The sequence below is a fragment of the Streptomyces sp. NPDC043861 genome (assembly GCF_056435905.1).
In genome coordinates, this window is sequence record NZ_JBWKDP010000017.1 from 106,383 (window position 1) to 123,163 (window position 16,781).

Annotated in this window: 11 protein-coding genes; 1 reads left to right on the forward strand and 10 read right to left on the reverse strand. The window is 72.0% G+C overall.

What is annotated here, in order from left to right:
• Nucleotides 1–24: 24 nt before the first annotated feature.
• From AC068D_RS30910 to AC068D_RS30920, 3 genes are read right to left on the reverse strand one after another with little or no spacing between them, the layout of a single operon-like run.
• Nucleotides 25–1,809 (reverse strand): urease accessory protein UreH domain-containing protein, encoded by a 1,785-nt coding sequence (locus tag AC068D_RS30910; protein ID WP_478826408.1) that lies wholly within the window; start codon nucleotides 1,807–1,809, stop codon nucleotides 25–27.
• A complete protein-coding gene (locus AC068D_RS30915; RefSeq protein ID WP_478826409.1) occupies nucleotides 1,806–3,110 on the reverse strand; it encodes a tetratricopeptide repeat protein in 1,305 nt (434 codons plus the stop codon). Before AC068D_RS30915 ends, AC068D_RS30910 begins: the two co-directional genes overlap by 4 nt.
• Nucleotides 3,110–4,636: a DUF4331 domain-containing protein gene (locus AC068D_RS30920; RefSeq protein WP_478826410.1), complete on the reverse strand. Its 1,527-nt coding sequence runs from the start codon at nucleotides 4,634–4,636 to the stop codon at nucleotides 3,110–3,112. Before AC068D_RS30920 ends, AC068D_RS30915 begins: the two co-directional genes overlap by 1 nt.
• Before the next feature lie 252 nt (nucleotides 4,637–4,888).
• Here AC068D_RS30920 and AC068D_RS30925 point away from each other — a divergent pair, with 252 nt between their 5' ends.
• Nucleotides 4,889–5,155 carry a hypothetical protein gene (locus AC068D_RS30925; protein WP_478826411.1) on the forward strand — a complete coding sequence of 89 codons (267 nt, stop codon included), beginning with the start codon at nucleotides 4,889–4,891 and terminating at the stop codon, nucleotides 5,153–5,155.
• A 193-nt stretch (nucleotides 5,156–5,348) separates the two neighbouring features.
• On the opposite strand, the gene AC068D_RS30930 is transcribed toward AC068D_RS30925, so the two are convergent.
• The 7 genes from AC068D_RS30930 to hmgA form a co-directional block, all read right to left on the reverse strand.
• A complete protein-coding gene (locus AC068D_RS30930) occupies nucleotides 5,349–6,656 on the reverse strand; it encodes a M1 family metallopeptidase (protein WP_478826412.1) in 1,308 nt (435 codons plus the stop codon).
• 94 nt (nucleotides 6,657–6,750) lie between these two features.
• A complete protein-coding gene (locus AC068D_RS30935; RefSeq protein WP_478826413.1) occupies nucleotides 6,751–11,196 on the reverse strand; it encodes a Pls/PosA family non-ribosomal peptide synthetase in 4,446 nt (1,481 codons plus the stop codon).
• 324 nt (nucleotides 11,197–11,520) lie between these two features.
• Entirely contained in the window at nucleotides 11,521–12,723 is a 1,203-nt protein-coding gene (locus tag AC068D_RS30940) for a CaiB/BaiF CoA transferase family protein (protein ID WP_478826414.1), read from the reverse strand.
• Between the two features lie 34 nt (nucleotides 12,724–12,757).
• Nucleotides 12,758–13,345 carry an ABC transporter permease gene (locus AC068D_RS30945; protein WP_478826485.1) on the reverse strand — a complete coding sequence of 196 codons (588 nt, stop codon included), beginning with the start codon at nucleotides 13,343–13,345 and terminating at the stop codon, nucleotides 12,758–12,760.
• A gap of 104 nt (nucleotides 13,346–13,449) precedes the next feature.
• Nucleotides 13,450–14,616, reverse strand: coding sequence for a type ISP restriction/modification enzyme (locus tag AC068D_RS30950; RefSeq protein WP_478826415.1), 1,167 nt, complete (start codon nucleotides 14,614–14,616; stop codon nucleotides 13,450–13,452).
• 6 nt (nucleotides 14,617–14,622) lie between these two features.
• On the reverse strand, nucleotides 14,623–15,372 hold the full coding sequence (locus AC068D_RS30955) for a GntR family transcriptional regulator (RefSeq protein ID WP_478826416.1): 750 nt from the start codon (nucleotides 15,370–15,372) through the stop codon (nucleotides 14,623–14,625).
• Between the two features lie 24 nt (nucleotides 15,373–15,396).
• A complete protein-coding gene (gene hmgA / locus AC068D_RS30960; RefSeq protein ID WP_478826417.1) occupies nucleotides 15,397–16,725 on the reverse strand; it encodes a homogentisate 1,2-dioxygenase in 1,329 nt (442 codons plus the stop codon).
• Between the last annotated feature and the right edge of the window lie 56 nt (nucleotides 16,726–16,781).

The following is a 16,781-nucleotide window of genomic DNA, read 5'->3' on the forward strand; positions in this document are numbered from 1 at the left end:
CGGTGGAAACCCCTCCAAGCTAGCTCAACTGATGGCTCCTGCGGCCCCCCTGAACACCAATCCGCATCCCAGCACGAGAACGGCGACCGCGGTGCTCAGCGGAGCGGTGCGATGGATGAAGCCGACGAGCCGCCCGCTCCGGCGGCCTTCGGTCCGCCGACGGGTCAGCCACTCGGCCGCACGTGCCCCGAGCCGTACGACGGCGAAGCCCGCGGCGGCGAGTGTGAGGGCCAGGCCGACGCCGTACGCGACGACGAGCAGCAGCCCGAACCAGGCGTGCCCGAGGGCAGCGGCGCCCACGAGCACGACGACGGCGGAGGGACTGGGGACCAGTCCACCGGCGAAGCCGAGGAGGACGGTGCGGCGGAGCGGCTGGAGACGCTTGGGCGCGGGGGCGCCCCGGTGCTCGTGAGGATGCTCGAGTGCGGGCTCCTCCGGTTCTCCGGCCGGCTCGTGGCTGTGGGTACGGCCGTGGGTGTGGCCATGGCCGTCGGTGTGACTGTGACCGTCGGTGTGACTGTGACTGTGACTGTGACCGTGGGCATGGCCGTGGCCGTGCTCATGGGTATGGCCGTGGCTGTGGCCGTGCCTGCCCGGCCAGGGGAAGTGGGTGTGGGTGTGCCCCTGCGCATGCGCCCGGTTGTGCCACGCCCGGCGCACGAGCAGCGCCCCTGCCACCGTGACCAGGGACCCGCTCGCCACCCCGAGCCAGCCCACGACGGACGGGCTGACGGCCGAACCCGTCGCCACGAGAGCACCCAGGGCGAAGACACCGAGGGTGTGGGTCACGGTCACGGAGGCGCCCAGAGCCAGAACGTCCCGCAGCGAGCTCCGGCCGCCCGCCGCCGCTGCCGCGGCCATCAGGGTCTTGCCGTGCCCCGGGGCGAGAGCGTGCAGGGCGCCGAGACCGACGGCGATCGCGAGGGCGAGCGCGGCGAAGGAGAGCGTGAGCTCGCGCCGCTCGACGAGCTCGGTCAGCGCCTGCGTCCAGCGGTCGACGCCCCGTGGCAGCACGGACGCGGGCGCCGCCGCACCGGAGTCCTCGGCCAGGGCGGGACCGCCCGGCACTGCGGTGAGAGCCGCGGTCGTACGGTCCGGCGGCGAGTCGAGCAGGCCTTCCGGGTACGCGGTCAGCCGGCGTGACACCGAGTCCCGGGGAACGTCCGACGACGTGAGGGTCCTGCGGTCGCCCAGTGCCGTGATCTCCCGCCACCCAGGTCCGTCCGCACCACCGGCCCGGAAGTCGACAGCGACCTTGCGGTCCGGCAGCGCAGCGGTCAGGGCGCACTGGACGCGCAGCGTCGGCAGCCCCGCCTGCCCCGGACGGACATCGGCCCGCGCGGACGCCACATCGAGCGCCTCCGGCCGTCCGTCGACGCGCAGCAGTGACTCACGTGCGGCTGTTGCGCACCGCTCCTTCGCCCATGCCTCGAGTCCGCCCGCCGGCAGCTTCTGCGGCCGGATCCGCGCGGTCGGGATCTCCGCCAGATCCTCGACATGATCGATCCTCAACTCACCTTCACCGGCCACGAGTCCGTCGTAGCGGTTCACCGTGAAGTTCCCCAGCGGGTGCGCCGCAGCGGGTGACGCACCGGCGGCCAGCAGTGCGAGGACGGCGAGGCACAGGGCGACCGCGGTGCGTGCAAGGCCTCGCCCCCCGCAGGCCCGCGGTGTTCGCCGAACACGCCTGAGGGAACGGACGTCGAACCGCCGGGCAGGCGACATACAGCCCAGTGCCCCGGCCGCCACCTCCTCGATCCGGGTGAACGTGGACACCGACGCGGCACCGTGTCCGATGCGCCTTCTCATGACCCCTCCAACGCATCCAGCGCGCGTCGCGCCTCGCGTGAACCAACCGGCGAGAAACCGGGGTTGAGCTGAAGTGCACGGGAGAGTGAGTCCCGTGCGGCGGTGGCGTCGCCGGCCGCCCGTTCGATCATTCCGCGGTGGTACAGGAACACGGCGCTGCGGTAGCCGGTCGCGGTGGCCCGGCGGGCATGGGCAAGCGCCTCCTCGGACTTGCCGGAGCGGTGCAGAGCCCAGGCGAGGGCGTCCTCCGTGTGGACGGTCCGGCGGCGCTGCCACTCGGCCCGGGCGGCCCGCAGCGCCTCGGTACGGTCACCGTGGTCCGCGGCGGCGAGTGCGGTGTCCAGGTCGGCATTGACTCCTCCCGCGCGGGCGAGTCCGGTCCAGGTGCCGACGACGGCGTACTGCTCGTCGGCCCGCTTCCGCTGTCCGCTCGCCTCGTACAGCTCGCCCAGTGCGACGAGTCTGCCCGGCAGCGGCGACCGCTCGACGACGCCTTCGAACTCCTTGATCGCGCCCGGTAGATCGCCCTTGCCGGCGAGGGCGCGCGCCCGGCACTCACCGGCTTCCAGATTGCCCGGTTCGGCCTTCAGGGCATGCTCGCAGCGCCGCAGCGCCTCCGCGTAGTCACCCTGGCTCCATGCGAGTTGGCCCAGTGCGGTGGAGGTGTACGCGATGTCGGCGCGGCGGGCCGCCGAACCCCGGGCGAGCTCCAGCACCCGTCGCGCCTCCGGCACATTGCCGCGCAGCTCCTGCACGTAGGCGAAACGCATGAAGACCGGAAGGCCGGGCCGACGCGCATCGGCCTGCTTCACCGCGGACAACGCCTCGGAGTAGCGGCCGAGTTCGACGAGCGCGTCGACCCTCACTGCGAGTGCGCGCTCACTGTAGGCGTTGATGCCGAGAGCGCGCTGTGCGTCCCGGAGGGCCGCCGGGAAGTCGTGCCGGGCGGCGGCCAGGGCGGCACGTCCGGCGAGCGCCTCGGCATTGTCGTCCGGGCGCAGCCGGAGGGAACGCGCGAACGCCTCGTCGGCCTTGGGATACCGCGACGGGTCGCCGCTGGTCCTCGCCTCCTCGACGTACGCGGAGCCGAGCGCCGCCCAGGAGCTCGCGTCCTTGGGCTGCGCTCTGAGATGTGCCTGCAGCGGACGCACGCCTTCGCCCACCACTGCTCCGGCGGCGGCCGCCGGGGCGGCGGGCACCTCGCCCCCGTCACCGACGACCGCTCCCACGGCCGTCAGAACGAGTGCGAGACCCGCCACTCCGGCACCCAGCCGCCATGTGCGGCCGCGTGCCTCCGGCATCACAGGCTGCGGCGGCGCATGCGCCACCACCCCAGACCGAGGCCCACGAGCACGACTCCTGCGCCGGCGGACGCGAGCGAGACGGCCACCAGCCTGCCGTTGCCGCCGGTGGCCGACGTCAGCTCGGCCGCGCCGCCCTTCAGCTGGCTGCGGTTGCCGCCGGCCTGGCCCTCCGCCAGCGGGCCGTTCGAACCAGAGGTCGGCAGCGCCACGTACGGGAACTTCTTCTCGAAGGCCTGGTCGTTGGCGTTCACGGCGTCACCCAGGTCGTTCTTCTGTCCGAGCAGTTCGCCCTCGACGGCCTGGAGCGAGATGTCGATGACGTCGTCGCTCAGCCGCCGGCCGTTGGGGAATCCCGCGTTGTCCCCGTCGAGCACGCCCAGACGCTTCGGCTCGTGCGTGGGCTGGATGGAGGTGTTGAGGCGCAGCGCCTCGGCCGGCTTGACGTTCGGCGGCTGGTTGAGGTCCTTCACCCCGGTCAGGAACACCGACACCAGGTCGTTCCGCGGTTCCTTCGGAGCGTCGATCTTGTAGATGGCCTCGATGAGCTTCGGCAGCTCGGGCTCGGTGACGAACGGCAGGAACTGCGCGTCGTCGGACGGCGACGACGCATTGAACTTGTCCTTGGCCTTGAGCGGTACGACGACCTCGTTCACCAGCGGCATCCCGAGCCGCGACACCTGGGTCCAGTCGCCGCTCGCGTTCTTGCGCTGCGTGGTCGACCAGATGCCGACCACCGGCTGTCCGGCCGACTGCCGGATGTGCTCCGACGGCACCTGCAGCGCGATGCTGTTGACGTTGTACCCCTTGAGCGTGTCCCGGCCGACCTCGGAGAGATCGCCTCCGTACAGCAGGTCGAAGACGCGCAGGTCGAGGAAGAACGGGTCGTCCGCCTGGCCGGCGAACACCGAACTGCCGTCCTCCATGCGGTGAATCGCCTGGGCACGAAGCTTCGAATAGTCCGGCATGGATGCTTTGCCCACGTTCGACGGGGCGACCGGGACGTTGTCGGCGATCTTCGTGTGCGAGATCACATGATGCTTCTGCATCCGTATCAGTTCGAGGTCGTAGGTCTGCGTGATGTTGAGGTCCGGGTCGTCGATGCTGGTGACCGGACCCGTGTTGTACAGGAACGTGTCGCCGTTCTTGATCTGGTCGTGGAAGGTCCAGCGGTAGAGCAGATCGGCCTGGGCGTCCCCGTCGGAGTCGATGTTGACCTCGTAGCGGGCGTCCTTCGCGAAGCGGTAGAAGTTCGGCCCTCCCGCGGGCTCCTCGAACGGCAGCCAGTTGGCGACGATCGTCGTGGTGTCCGGCCGGTCCGGGCTGACGAACGCGTACACATCGGTGTTGTCGAACTGGGGTTGCCCCGAGATCAGCGGGGCCTCACGGTGGCTGGAGGCGTTCGCCGATTCCGGCGCGAGCGTGGTGGTGACACCGGCGGCCGCGAGCCCCCCGGCTGCCAGCGCGCCACATACGAGCGCGGTGAGACTCCTGCGCCCCCGCGCGCTCCACTTGATAGCGGTCATCGCGTCCATCCCGTCCTGTCCTGAGAGGTTCTTTCAGCACTGCCTGGTGACAGGTGTTCGGGGCGGCGGGGCCCGTGGATTGGCCTGAATTCAAAGTTGTCCAACTCGCCCTGGAATCAGATGGATTCGCTGAGTGACCGTCAACACCCGTACAGGGGTGGTGAATCCTGTGGCCGGGATACACGGGTGTCACCGAGGGGCGATAGGGTTAATCTGCCCGGGCCGGGTGCCCTCGTACGGGTGGGGAGTGAAATGGAACAGATAACAGTGCGCAGCAGGCCACGAGTGCCTGCGATCACATGCGGGAACAGCGCGACCAGCACACGTCTCGACCGCCATCTGGCGGTGCTGGGCGGCCCTGCCGTTCCGCAGCGCGAGGCAGCCGAGGCGACTTCACTGATGCTCGAGCTGACGACACGTGATGTTGCGCACACCCGGGGGAGCAAGAGCGCGCGCGTCTCGCTCTTCGCACCGCTGCGCCGGCTGCGCCGCTCGCTGTTCGGCAGCCGCCGCCAGTAGCCCCGGTGGGGTGGCCGGCCGCCGGTGCCGGGCTCGCGTGACCGTTCACGCGCACCCGTCCCCCGCGCCCGTCCGGTCCGGAGGCCCGACCACCCCTGACGTGTCCCCTTCCCGAGACCCGTACCGGTTCCCGAGTCCCCGGTGTGTGCGGGGCCCGCACCCGTACCCCGTACCCCCGGAGCACCCACCCGGATCAGCGACGCCGGACCGGTAGGGGAGGCAGCCTCGTCTCGTGGAGCCACATGGCGAAGAGCCTGTCCAGTCGTTGCGCGGAGTGCCGCTGGGCGAGTGCGGTGAACTGCTCCGTCGTCACCACACCGTGCCGGTGGGCCGCGGCCCACTCCCTCAGGATCCGCACAAAGGCCGCGTGGCCGATCTCGGTGCGCAGCGCATGCAGGGTGAGGGCGCCCCGCTCGTAGACCCGGTCGTCGAACAGGCGGCGCAGTCCCGGGTCGGAGATCCGCACGTCCTGCCGCATCATCGCGAGCCGGGCCCGCGACTTGACCGCCATGGCCGTCGCCGACGGACCGCCGGACATCTCCGACCACAGCCACTCGGCGTACTTCGCAAAGCCTTCGTTCAGCCAGATGTGCCGCCAGTCGGCAACGGTCAGGCTGTTGCCGAACCACTGGTGGGCCAGTTCGTGCGCGATCAGGCGCTCGCTCCCGCGCCGGCCGTCGACATGGTTGGCACCGAAGATCGAAAGTCCCTGTGCCTCGACGGGCACGTCCAGCTCCTCGTCGACCACCACCACCGCGTAGTCGTCGAAGGGGTAGGGGCCGAAGAGGTCGGAGAACAAGGTCATCATCTGGGGCTGCCGGGCGAAGTCGTGCTCGAACCGGCCGAGCAGGGCCTGCGGCACCGCGGCGGGCTGCGGCACCGTACCCGCATGCGCCACGTCGACCAGCTCGTAGGGGCCGATCTGGACGGTTGCGAGATAGCTCGCCATGGGAGCGGGCTGCTCGTACACCCAGGTGGTGGTGGAGGCGTTGATCGTACGGGAGACCAGTGAGCCGTTGGCGACCACAGTGAAGGGCGACGGCGCGGTCACCGCGATCCGGTAGGCGGCCTTGTCGTCGGGGCGGTCGTTGCACGGGAACCACGACCGCGCGCCGCTCGGCTGCGAGGCCACCAGCGCCCCCTCGTCGAGCTGCTCCCAGCCCAGATCTCCCCAGTCGCGGGTGCGGACGGGGTGCGGGACGCCGGTGTAGCGAACCTCCACGGTGAAGGACGCTCCGGCGCGCAGCGGCCGCGCCGGACGTATGCGCAGCTTGTCGCCGCGATGCGTGTACCGCGCCGGACGGCCGCCGTCCACGAGGACCTTGTTGAGGCGGAACTGCCCGAGGTCGAGGACGACCTCGGGCAGCGTGCGCTCGGCGACGGCATGGATCATGGCCCGGCCGGCGAGCCGGCCGGAGTGCGGACGGTAGTCCAGCTCCAGGTCGTACGCCGTCGTCCGGTGGCCACCGTCGCCGTGCTGCGGCAGATACGAATCCGTCACCGTGGTGCGTCCTCCGGTCTTGCCCGTCCCGTGCCCTGCTGTCCGGTGCCGATGTCCGCCGCGCTGTCGTGTGCTCCGGTGGCCGCGCCCGCGCTCACCGGTTCCACGCCGCGATCGGGTTGCCCAGCCACCGGGTGCCCGCGGGCACCCGCTCGCCTCGCATCACCAGCGAGGCCGGACCGATCGCCGCCCGGTCGCCGATCACCGCACCGGGCAGCGCGATGCCGTGCGGACCGAGTGTCGCACCAGCTCCGAGGACGACATTGTCCATGCGCATGATCCGGTCGTGGAAGAGGTGGGTCTGCACGACACAGCCCCGATTGACGGTTGCGCCGCTGCCCACCGTGACCAGATCGGGCTCCGGCAGCCAGTACGACTCGCACCAGGCACCGCGGCCGATACGGGCACCGAGCCCGCGCAGCCACAGGTTCATCAGCGGCGTGCCGGCGATCGAGCCGACCAGCCAGGGCACGGCGAGCACCTCCACGAACGTGTCGGCCAGCTCGTTGCGCCACACGAACGAGGACCACAGCGGATGTTCGACGGCCCTGAACCGGCCGACCAGCAGCCACTTCAACGTCAGGGCCACCAGACATGCCACCAGACCGGCGGTGAGCATCACGAGCCCGCCGAGCAGCACCGCGAGCGTTAACCCGTACCGCCCCGCCAGCCCGGTGAAGGCCACGACGGCCAGCACGGCCAGCGCGACACTGCACATGACCGGCACCACCCGGCAGAGCTCGACTCCGGCCCGCGCCCATTTCAGCCGCAGCGGCGGGGCGAAGGTACGGCTCTGGTCGGACTCCTCCGCAGCCCGCGGCAGCTTCATCGGCGGCATGCCGAGCCACGAGGAGCCCGCCTTGGCCCGCTTCGGGGCGGCCGACAGCACGCCCACCAGACCTCGCTTCGGCACCCTGCGGCCCGCGGCGGTCATCCCGGAGTTCCCGAGGAAGGCACGCTTTCCGACGCGCGCCTCGGCGATGTGCAGCCAGCCCCCGCCGAGCTCGTACGACGCCACCATGGTGTCGTCGGCGAGAAACGCCCCGTCGCCCACCGTGGTCATCGCGGGCAGTGCCAGGACGGTCGACGCCTCGACCCCGCGCCCGACCTTCATACCGAGCGCCCGCAGCCACACGGGGGTGAACAGGCTCGCGTACAGCGGGAAGAGGTGCACCCGTGCCATGTCCATGAGACGTTCGGTCGCCCAGGCCTGCCAGGCGACCCGGCCGTGAACCGGGTGATAGCCCTCGTGCAGCCCGATACCGAGTGCCCGGACACCGAGGAGGATCAGCAGCGCATAGGCGATCAGCGCGGTGACGGTCGCGACCGGGACGGCGGTCAGCGCGGCCGTCAGCACATCGGCGAATCCGGAGCGGCCGCTCACGAAGGCGCCGGTCACCAGCAGACCGGGCAGGGCGGCGAGCGCGGGCAGCAACCCGAGCACCAGCGAGGTCACCGAATAGAGAAGGGTCCAGCGATGTCTGCGCACCGGTCGGCCCTCGGGGAGACGACGGTTGGCCTTGCCCTTCCGGGACGCGGGGGCACCTGCCCACCGCTCGTCGGCCGGAACGGTGCCGGTCACGCCCGAACCGGGGGCGACCTCGGCCCGCTTGCCGATGCGGGCGCCGGGGAAGAGCGTGCTGCGGGCACCGACGGTGGCGCCCGCCCCGATCCGCACCGTGCCGATGTGCAGCCCGTCGCCGTCCAGCCAGTGGCCGGACAGGTCGGTCTCCGGCTCGACGGCGCAGCCCTTGCCGAGGCGCAGCATGCCGGTCACGGGCGGCAGGGAATGGAGGTCGACGTCCTCCGCGATGCGGACACCGAGCGCCCGGGCGTAGTACGTGAGCCAGGAACCGGCGAGACTCGTCGCTCCGCTGAGTCCGGCGAGCCGCTCGGCGGTCCACAGCCGCAGATGGACCCGGCCACCACGGGGGTAGGTGCCGGGACGCACTCCACGCAGCAGCAGCCGCGCCCCGCCCGCCGCGATCACGATCCGCCCGGGCGGACTGATGACGAGCAGCCAGCCGAGAGCCACCCACCACCAGGACACGGCGGGCGCCCAGGGCAGCCCCACGACCTTGCCGACGGCCGTGGCGATCACGCCCCACCGCAGTCCGGCCACGCCGAGCAGCGGCAGCATGAGCAGCAGCTGGACCACCCCGGTCCGCCGGGGCACCGGACTCACGGGGGAAGCCTCGGTGCCACGGTCCGTTGTGGCCTCCAGCGTCCGGGCCAGCGCACCGAGCGTCGGGTTCCGGTAGATGTCGGCAACGGACCCGGCCGCGTACCGCTCACGGATCCTCGACACCAGCTGGGCGGCGGCGAGACTGCCGCCGCCGCTCGCGAAGAAGTCGGCGTCGGTCCCGACGACCCGGCTGCCGAGCAGCTCGGCCCACTGCTCGGCGAGCCATGCCTCGGTGCCGCTGAACCCGGCGTCGCCGTCGGCTGCTGCCTGGCCGCTGTGCGGCAGCGGCCAGGGCAGGGCGTTGCGGTCCACCTTGCCGGAGGTGCGGGTCGGCAGTTCGTCCACGACAGCGATGACGGGCACGAGTGCGGCGGGCAGCTCCTTGCGGAGCCGCGCCATGGCGTCGGCGAGGTCGAACCCGACGCCGACCGGTGCCGCGTCACCGGCCGCCGCGCAGCCGCCCGGGAGGGGGCCACGCGCTCCGCCGCCCGTGCGGTCCTCGGTGCCGCCGCCGGTCACGGCGGGAGCCGGGTCTCCGGCGGCGGGCGACGCGGTGAGCGCGGGACGGGAGCCCTCGTGGCGTGCGCCGTCGGACGCGGCGTCGACGGCCACGGCCGCCGTGGCGCGGGGAGTGTCGTCCGCGGTGACGGATGCGGAGCCGTCGGGAACGGCCGCAGGCGCACCGACCGGCCCGGCGGCCGCCCTGGTGCCGTGCGCAGCAGCCACGGATCCGGCGGGGGCGGTGCGGGGCCCGGCCCGGTCCGGGGAGAGGGGAGCGGGCGCGGGAGCCGTGGCGCTCGCCGGACCCGGGTCCGGGATGCCGTCGCCGTCCGGCGCGTCACCGGCGGCCGTGGTGCCAGGCGCCCCTGTCGCGACGGCCCGCCGGCCGGCGGCGCCCGATGCAGGCCCTTCGCCGTCGGCATCTGGGGAACCGGCGGCCCCGGACGCGCTGCCTGCTGCGACGAGGGCGGCGGACCCGTCCGGGCCGACGCTCGGCACCACGTACCCCACCAGGAGCTGGTGGCCCACGTCCGTCGTCCGGACCGCTGCTGCCGCGCCCGCCACGCCGGGAAGAGACTGGAGGGCCGCGTCGATCTCGCCGAGTTCGATCCGGCGGCCGCCGAGCTTGACCTGGTCGTCCGCGCGGCCGACGAAGAGCAGTCCCTCGGGCTCCGCCCGGACCAGATCGCCACTGCGATAGGCGCGGTCCCAGCCGAGTGCGGGCAGCGGAGCGTATTTCTCGGTGTCCTTGGCCGTGTCCAGGTATCTGGCCAGGCCGACGCCGCCGATGACCAGCTCACCGGTCCCGCCCATCGCCACCGGTTCGCCCCGGTCGTCCACGACCGCGAGTTCCCAGCCGTCCAGCGGAAGCCCGATCCGTACCGGCCCCTCGCCGGTCAACGGGGCCGCGCAGGCGACGACAGTGGCTTCGGTGGGACCGTACGTGTTCCAGACCTCACGCCCCGGGACGGCCATGCGCTCGGCCAGCTCGGGCGGGCAGGCCTCGCCGCCGAAGATCAGAAGACGTACCTCGTCGAGGTCATCCGCGGGCCAGAGCGCGGCCAGTGTGGGGACCGTCGAGACGACGGTGATGCGCTGTTCGACGAGCCAGGGGCCGAGGTCGAGTCCGCTGCGTACGAGGGAGCGCGGCGCGGGCACGAGGCAGGCGCCGTGCCGCCATGCCAGCCACATCTCCTCGCAGGAGGCGTCGAAGGCCACCGAGAGCCCGGCGAGCACCCGGTCGCCCGGACCGAGCGGGGCGTCCACCAGGAACAGCCGCGCCTCGGCGTCGACGAAGGCCGCGGCGCTGCGGTGGGTGACGGCCACGCCCTTGGGCCTGCCGGTGGAGCCGGACGTGAAGATGATCCAGGCGTCGTCGTCCGGTGCGGGGCGGCGGCCCGTGGCACCGCTGGGGGTTCCGGTCGTCTCCACGGTCCGGTCCGGGCCGATCACGGCGCCTACCCCGGCCTCGGTGAAGACCAGCTCGGCACGCTCGTCCGGATCCTCGGCGTCGACCGGAACGTACGCGGCGCCGGCCGCGAGCACGGCGAGGACCGAGACGTACAGGTCGGTTGTCCCGGACGGGACCCGGACGCCCACCCGGTCGCCGATGCCCATCCCCGCTTCGGCGAGCCGCAGCCGCAGCGTCTCGACCTCCCCGAGGAGGGAGCGGTACGTGAGAGGTGCGACGCCGTCGTCCACGGCCAGTGCATCCGGGTGGCGACCGGCCGTCTCGTCGAGAATGTCGAGGAGGGTTCGTTCGGCCGGGGCACCTCCGGCGGCGAAGAGTGCCGGCGAGGGTGCCTCGTCCAGGAGCGGGTCGAGGAGGGCCGGAGGTTCTGGGGCGACGGTCATATGACCCGCCGATCGTCGGCCGGCACTGTGCAGGGCTCGTTCACACGCATCTCTCACTCTCCGTCGTCGTGCAGAATGCGCAGCGAATCCGTGGCTCGCGCACGGCAAACGAGGAGTTTATCCAGCGTTCACTTGAGATGCCTGTTCTGCTCCATGCCACCGGTCTATGCGCCGGAGCCTGCCGACAGGTCTGAAGCCCTGCATCGTCCCTGGTCAACGGGCGTATTCGCGGACAGTCATCGCCTGCTTACCGGCTGGTACCGAACCGGCGTCCGTGTGGCGAAGCGCACGCACAAATCGGTCACCGAGGGCACTCGGGGCTGCTCAGCCCGTCACCACCACGCCGTCCCGGTGCAGCTCCGCCACCCGGTCCGGTGCCAGGCCGGCCTCCCGCAGCAGCGTGTCGGTGTGTTGCCCGAGGGCGGGAATGGCGCCCATACGTGGCTGCGGGCCACCGGGGAAGGTGATCGGCGGGAGCAGCGCACGCAGCGGTCCCGCGGGCGAGGGCACCTCGCGCCACCGGGAGCGGGCCGCCAGCTGGGGATGCTCCGCGAGGTCGGCGACCGTGTTCAGGCGGGCGCAGGCGATGCCCGCCGCCTCCAGGAGATCCACGGCCTGCTGGGCATCCAGCCGGGCCAGTCCCCGTGCGACCGCCGCGTCGGTGCCCTCGCGGTTCGCGGTGCGCGCCTTGTTCGTCGCGAAGGCCGGGTCGGTGCCCAGCTCGGGGCGGCCCAGCACCTGCTCGGCCAGCCGCCGCCACTCCCGGTCGTTCTGCACCGAGAGCAGCACCTGTCCGCCGTCCGCGGTCGGATACGCGTCGTAGGGGGCGATGACGGCATGGGCCACCCCGGTGCGTGCCGGCGGCGTTCCGCCGTGCATCCCGTGATGCAGGGGATGCCCCATCCACTCGGCGAGCGACTCCAGCATCGAGATCTCCACCGGGCCGCCGAGCCCTGTCGTGCCCCGCCGCAGCAGCGCCGCCAGCACGCCCGAGAACGCGTACATCGCCGCCGCCACGTCCGCCGCCGGAATGCCGGCCTTCACCGGGTGCTCCGGAGTGCCGGTCACGGACACCAGTCCCGCCTCGCACTGGACGAGCATGTCGTAGGCCCTCTTGTGGGCGTACGGTCCGTCCGCGCCGTATCCGGAGATGTCCACCGCGATCAGCCGCGGGTGCTCGGCGCAGAGCGTGGCCGCGTCCAGGCCGAGCCGGGCTGCCGCGCCCTGTGCGAGGTTCTGGACGAACACATCCGCGCCCGCGATCAGCCGGCGGACCACGTCGAGGCCCCGGGAGTCCTTCAGGTCCACCGCGATGGATTCCTTGCCGCGGTTGCACCAGACGAAGTGCGAGGCGAGTCCCTGGGCGGCGGTGTCGTAGCCGCGTGCGAAGTCGCCGCCGTCCGGCCGCTCCACCTTGATCACCCGCGCGCCCAGATCCGCGAGCTGGCGGGTGGCGAAGGGGGCGGAAACGGCCTGCTCGACGGCGACGACCGTGACGCCTTCGAGGGGCAGTGGCAGTTGGCTCATGACAGCCGTACCTATCGTGTATCTGCCACGTTTGTCACCCCCGGGGGCGCCGGGGGACCGTCACCCCCCGGGAGTACCGGCGGACGGCCGGCGGTGCGCAGACCGCGATGAGCAGCAGGCACCAGGCCGCCGCTCCGACCGTCGGGTGAGCGACCGGCCAGGCGGCGTCCGCCGGCACCGCCGCGTTGCCGAAGAGGTCCCGGACCGCCGTGGTCACCGCACTGATCGGGTTCCATTCGGCGACCGTCCGCAGCCAGCCCGGCAGATCGTCCGTCGGGATGCAGGCGTTCGACAGCAGCGGCAGCATGAACGTGGCGCTGCCCAGCCGGCCCGCCGCCTCCTCGCTCTGCGAGGCGAGGCCGAGGAGTATGCCGACCCAGGTCGTCGCGAACCGGAACAGCAGCAACAGTGCGAAGGCGCCGGCCGCTTCGACGGCCGAGCCCTCGATGCGCCGGCCCATCGCGAGCCCGACGAGCAGCAGTGGCACCATTCCGGCCGCCGTGGTCAGAAGATCGGCCGTCGCCTGCCCGAGCGGCACCGCGGCGCGGCTCATCGGCATCGTGCGGAAGCGGTCCGTCACGCCGCGGTGCGAGTCCTGGGCCGCGGTGAACATCCCGGTCATGATCCCGTTCGCGGCCACCAGTTCTGCGGACCAGTCGGGCCCCGATCGTCGATCCACCGCACCGGACGCCGCTCCTTGACGGGCAGACCTTGCCTGATGCGGCACTAGAGCAGCGCGAACTGCCCCTCGGGCCCCTCCTCCTGGTGATCGAATACGGAGGCTGGGGCCCGCGCTGACCTCGGCACCGGCGGTACATCCATGTCGAGCCATTCCGACCGTGCGGTCTCCTGGGCCAACTCGGTCCGCCGGGGCTCCAGTTGACCCAGCAGTGCAAGTACGGTGATCAGCTCCAGCAGCTCCGAGGTCCACTCCTGCGGCCAGGCGCCGGGCCGGATCGCCTCCAGCGTGCCGGGCTCGACCGGGGCGCTCCGCCGCTGGATCCAGTGCTCCAACACGCGCACGCCGCCCACCTGGAAGTCCCAGGCATCGGCCGCGACGGGCGCGATCCGCCCTTCCCCGACGAGGAGTGCCTCTTCCTCCGCGTCGTACTCGACGGACCCGGGCCACGAGGTGATCGCGGCCCGCACGTAGGGCCGCCGTCCGCCCGGCAGTCTGGGCCGCTCGCCGCTGCGCAGGCCCCTCAGCTGGACCTCCACCAGGCGTTGCCCCAGCGCGACGCCTCGCATCCACACCTCGGGGTCCGCAGTGAACGGCACCTCGCACCCCCGTGCCGTCGCCCGGCCGGCGGCGACGGCCCAGGCGAACAAGTCCCCGGGTGCGACGTCATCGCCATAGCGCCCCCGGAGTGTCCCCAGCACCCCCGGTGCGAGATTGGGCTCCGCCCCGCCGGGCCTCCGGTACAGCGGCCGTATCCGGCCGGGCCGGCCCGCCGGGGAGCGCCCCTCGGGCAGCACACCCGACACAAGCAGCGCCGGCCCTGCCGTGGCCGGCGCATGCCGCTGCTCCAGGGCGAAGAGCTGACGCCCGTCGGCCACCCGCCACAACTCCGGCCGGGCGACATCGATCAGCCGGTGATCAGGGATGAGCCACTGTTCGTCGAAGGCCCCGTGCATGATCCGTACGGGCTCGGGGCAGGGCCCGTCCTCCCTGGCGAACCCCAGGGTCCCGGTGGACTGGCCGGGCAGCGCCGCCACCCCGCTGTGCAGGGTCCGCGCACGGGACTCCCGGAACAAGGCGCGGCGCTCGTCCTCCCCTGCCCGCCGGAGCGCGTCCCAACGGGATCCGAGCGTCCGGGCGTCGGGAGCGGACACCCAGCCGCGGCCGAGCCGCAGCGGTCCGGTGGACCACGGCATCAGATCGTCCAGCAGCATGGGTGATCACTCCGCCTCGACGGTCACCGAGAACGAGAACCGGTCGCCCCGGTAACGGATCCGCGCCACATCCACGACCCGTCCCTCCTCGTCGTACGTCACCCCGGTGTAGTGCAGGATCGGTGACAGCAGCGGCACCTGCAGCAGCTCCGCCGTCTCCGGGTCGGCGAGCCTCGCCTCGACCGTGTCCGTGATCCGGCTGATCCTCACCCCCACCGCGTCCCGCAGCACCTTCGTCATCGGCCAGCGTTCGAGGTCCCCGACGTCGAGCTCCGCCGCGATGTCCGCACGCACCGCGTTCTCCGCCCAGTTCGTCGGCTCGCCGCTCTCCCCGTCGCAGCGCAGCCTCCGGTAGGTCACGACCTCGTCGGTGTCCGTGAAGTACTCGGAGAGCTCGCCGGGCACGGGGGAGGGCCCGTGCCCGAGGAGCGTGGTCCGCTCACCCGACTGCTGGGCCACGATCGCGTCGATCGAGCCCAGCAGCCTCCTCGGCGCGCTCCGCCGCGCCCCCGGCTCGATGAAGGTGCCGCGCCGCCGGTGCCGGCTGATCAGCCCCTCCGTCTCCAGCTCCTTCAGTGCCTGCCGCATGGTCAGCACGCTCACGCCGTAGTGTTCGGCGAGCTGCTCCTCCGTGGGCAGCCGCAGGGGATCCTGCAGTCTGCGCCCCAGTATCGAGGCGCGCAGCGACTGCGAGACCTGGTACCAGAGCGGCAGCTTGCGGTTCAGGACGAGCGAGTCGGGGGCGAAGGCGGTCACGGCAACTCCGTATCAGATCCGGTGTCAGGACCGGAAGTGGCGCTCAAGACCCTCCCACACGGCGTCGTACCCCTGCTGCAGGTGGTCCGCTCTCGCGGCCTGTTCGGTCGCGGTCACAGGCCACCGTGTCTCGAACATGAACGCAAGGCCGTCGTCGATCTTCTGCGGCTTCAGCTCGGCGGCGCTCGCCCGGTCGAAGGTCTCACGGTCGGGTCCGTGTGCCGACATCATGTTGTGGAGCGACCCGCCGCCCGGGACGAACCCTCCCTTTCCGGCCGTCTTGGCGTCGTATGCGCCCTCGATGAGGCCCATGTACTCGCTCATCACATTCCGGTGGAAGTACGGCGGGCGGAAGGTGTCCTCGCCGACGAGCCAGCGTGGGGCGAACACCACGAAATCCACGCCGGCCAGCCCAAGGGTGTCGGTGGGCGACGTCAGGACCGTGAAGATGGACGGGTCGGGGTGGTCGTAGGAGATGCTGCCGATCACATTGAATCGCCGCAGGTCGTAGGTGTACGGCACATGGTTGCCGTGCCAGGCCACGACATCGAGCGGGGAGTGGTCGTAGGTGGCCGCCCACAGATTGCCGCAGAACTTGTTGACGACCTCCACCGGCCCTTCGACGTCCTCGTAGGCGGCGACGGGCGCACGGAAATCCCTCGCGTTGGCGAGACCGTTCGCCCCGATCGGTCCGAGGTCGGGCAGCACGAAGGGCTGCCCGTAGTTCTCGCAGACATAGCCGCGAGCCGTCTCCTCGAGCAGCTCGACGCGGAAGCGCACACCGCGCGGGATCAGCGCCACTTCTCCGGGTTCCGCTGCAAGCAGTCCGAGCTCCGTACGCAGGAGCAGCCCGCCCTGCTCCGGCACGATGAGCAGTTCGCCGTCCGCGTTGCTGAAGACGCGCCGCTCCATGGCCGCGTTGGCGTGGTACAGGTGCACCGCCATGCCGGTGCGCTGGGCCGCGTCCCCGTTGCCGCCGAGGGTCCACAGGCCGGCGAGCCAGTCCGTCCCCGGTGAGGGCTCCGGCAGGGGGTCCCAGCGGAGCCGGTTCGGGTCGGGCACGGTCTCGGTGAAGGGCGCCGTGCGTACGGCGCCGTTGTCGACGCGCGCGAACGGGGGGTGGGCGGCCGAGGGCCGGATCCGGTACAGCCACGAGCGCCGGTTGTGGGCGCGCGGCTCGGTGAACGCCGAGCCGCTGAGCTGCTCCGCATAGAGCCCGAGCGGGGCGCGCTGCGGTGAGTTCCGCCCGTGCGGCAGTGCGCCGGGCACGGCCTCCGAGCTGTGTTCATTGCCGAACCCCGACAGATACTCCAGCCCTTCGGCCGTCTTCCTCGCCTGCTCGATGCCGCTCATCCGCACTCCTGATGCGTCCGGTCCAAGGAATCCTATGCTTGACAGTAGGATTGCAG